Origin of the sequence: Pelotomaculum terephthalicicum JT, from assembly GCF_022410535.1 — a bacterium.
Taxonomy (GTDB): Bacteria; Bacillota; Desulfotomaculia; order Desulfotomaculales; family Pelotomaculaceae; genus Pelotomaculum_D; species Pelotomaculum_D terephthalicicum.
The window spans coordinates 1-2,857 of sequence record NZ_JAKNBL010000082.1 but is presented as its reverse complement, the minus strand read 5'-3'; the positions used below and the strand labels follow the sequence as shown (position 1 = coordinate 2,857).

Annotated in this window: 3 protein-coding genes; all 3 read right to left on the bottom strand. The window is 47.4% G+C overall.

Going from position 1 to position 2,857, the window contains the following annotated elements; all coding sequences use genetic code 11:
* A partial coding sequence (locus tag L9W92_RS18495; protein ID WP_240085212.1) for an ExeA family protein occupies window positions 1-757 on the bottom strand: 757 nt, incomplete at its 3' end.
* The gene (locus L9W92_RS18490) at window positions 754-2,043 is read right to left on the bottom strand and encodes a DDE-type integrase/transposase/recombinase (protein WP_240085213.1); all 1,290 of its coding nucleotides are present in this window, start codon (window positions 2,041-2,043) and stop codon (window positions 754-756) included. The genes L9W92_RS18495 and L9W92_RS18490, both read right to left, overlap by 4 nt.
* Window positions 2,044-2,187: 144 nt before the next feature.
* Window positions 2,188-2,730 (bottom strand): DUF6431 domain-containing protein, encoded by a 543-nt coding sequence (locus L9W92_RS18485; RefSeq protein WP_240085211.1) that lies wholly within the window; start codon window positions 2,728-2,730, stop codon window positions 2,188-2,190.
* Window positions 2,731-2,857 lie beyond the last annotated feature (127 nt).

Below are 2,857 nucleotides of genomic sequence, written 5' to 3'. Positions count from 1 at the left end.
TATATTTAAGCAACTTCTGACAGCCATAGATTAAGCTGGTAGTAGCAAGGTTGTTAATTAAGCGGGGCCAGCCCCGGCTCACTGTAGCAATAGCTTCTACGGCAGTGTCTGAAAAGATCGGGTAGTTGGAGCCGGCTAGGCGCATATGGTGCTCCAAGTAATTTTTTGTTTCCTCTTTTGTCAAGGGAGCCATCTTGTAGCGCATAATTAACCTTTGATTTAAAGGTTGGTTATGGGTCAACGACATTTTAATTGCCAGAGCAGGCATTCCACAGAGTACCAATACAAATGGGTTTTCAGAGTCCATCGAAAAATTGAACAACAAATGGAGGTCACTGAAAAACTTCGTACTGGCCAGCTGCAGTTCGTCCAGAATAATAACAGGAACAACTTTCTTGCCGGAATAGTTGTTTTGGATAGCCTCCTGAATTTGATTGAACAAATCCACTTTGCGGAAAGCAGGTTCAAGACCCAGGCTAAAAGCCAGCCCCCTGTAGAAATCAGTAACAGTAACCGTAGAAAGCGGGAAGTAGGCCACCCGGTAGAGAGAAGGATTGAGGGAAATCACAAAGGCACGCAGGCCGGAAGTCTTGCCGGAACCCGGTTCGCCCACCACCATGCCGATACCCCGGCTGTCTTTTAGATAATTTAGTCGAGCCAAGAGTTCCTGGTGGGAAGATGACAGGTACATCTCCTCTGCTTTGATATCTTTCGCAAAAGGTCTGGCAGCAAGGGAGTAGAAGGCGGTAAACATCATTTACCACTCTCCTTTTTTAAAAGGGCTTCATGAAAAGATAATACCTGGGGAGAAATATCATTTTCACTGCGGTTGCGCTTCATTCTGGCGTTATCCGCCAATTGAACCGGTAAACCCTTACCTGCAAATTTGTCATTAGCATAAATCAATATCTTGCTTAAGTCGTTTGGTTCAAACCGCACCTCCACCTTCTGGCCGATCAGAGCGGGCGGCACTTCGAAGAGCCTGCCTCCGATGGAGACGGTGGCATCATTGTGAACCCGGCGGGACTCTCTTTTTAAGAATGATTCCCGGACCAGATCCGGCTCCCGGGCGAACTTGACCTGGTTTACCAAACTCAAGTACTTGTCCAGGGGAGACATACCCAGGGATGAGTGAACACGTCGATGGTAGTCTTCCTCCAGCCACTTTCCAAAAGCACGGTTCAATTCATCCAGGGAGGTCACCGGATAAGACAGAAGTGGCAGGAAACGCTCTCTTACCGTACGAAAAATCCGTTCGATTTTCCCCTTGCTGGGGGCGTCGAAAGGCTGGGTATGGGAAACCGTGGTACCCATTTGGGCGCAGGCCCAGTGAAATAATTGAGAGCGGTAAACCTTCCCGTTATCAAGGTATACAATCTTGGGAATACCCCGGCGAATAACCGCCTCGATATAGACTTTTTTCATGGCCTCGAAATTTTGTTCGAAAGAGAACTGGGCGAAAGTAACCACGCGGGAACAGTCATCGATAAAGGCAAAAAGATAAGTGGGTTTCTTCTTGCCATTGACCAGGACATAAGGACCTGTCATCATATCGCCCTGCCACATCCGGTTTACCTCATCGTAGGCAAAGCGCTTGCGGTCCTTAACCACGACTTTATCCGCCAGGGGTTTGGCCAGGTTTTTCTTCTTGAGAAAGCGGTAGACCGAATGGTAAGAAACCTCGGAGCGCAAGATTAGCCCTTCTTTGGCCATTTGGTCGTAAAGAAGCATAACGCTCAAGCCTGGGTTTTCATGCCTGAAAGCTATAATTTTCTCAGCAAGGTCCTCGCTGATTACTCTTGACTGGCCCTTGTCTTTACGGTTCTGGGGCTTGAGTCCTTCCAGGTTGTCTTTGCGGTAGTCCCAAAGCCACCGTCGAAAGGTTTTTTCACAGTATTCTTTTCTTCCGTAGTAGGGGACGTCGTAGACCCGGGCGGCAATCTTCTCCAGGTAGGCCTTCGGATCGTCAACCTGGTTGTTTAGCAGTGGAGCGATCAGGCCGAAGCGAAAAAGAGCTACCTCCATCTTTTGTTCTTCGGTCAAAGCCATTTTTAAAGCACCTCCAACAGATGTATTGGAGGATAACCGGTTAACCTCACGGTGAAAATTATATGGTAAAAAGGCCATATACCGCCACGCAAAAGTTGTGTGGATAAAATATGCTTGCCGCATACCCCAGGGGAGATGTTAAAATGATCTTGCCATAAAGTTAGCCAAGACCCGGTTGGATAAACTATTGACCTCTGCCAAGGTCGTTTCACTTGCCCGAGTGAAGTTTAACCGGCGGACTATCTTTATGGCTCCTTTATTTTTATCCGCAGGAAGTCGCTCTCGCCAGTGCCGTTCTCTTAAAGCACTGACAATGGCGGGGATATTGGCTAAGAAGCGTTTATGGTAAAAAGCGGCTAGTTGGCGGCAAAGGGTAGCAGTTGTTTTTTTTAAACTGTCCCGCAGGCTTTTTAATATGGTATTACGGTTATGTTGGAAATACGGCAGTAGAAACCAGGGCAAAAGAGATACCGTCTTTAAGCAGGCAGGACACAGGTACCGGCAGATGCTGATGCGGTAACATCGTTTGCCGGCCAGTGCATTGCGTTCATAGAAGCCATGCCGTTTTAGCTTGACGGCAGAGTTGCAGCAGGGGCACTTGGTAAGTACGGGAAAGACCACTGAGTACTTGTCCTTTGCATAGATTGATAGCTTAACAGGTAGATTCCAAGGAATTTGCAAAATAATAACCTCCCCAAAGAAACTGCAAATATTTTAGCAGATTGGCGAGGGTTGCGGATCATCTTTCAGGACAATGAAAATGCAAAAAAATCCTGCCTGGCAGGACTACTTTACGAGCAAGATTACA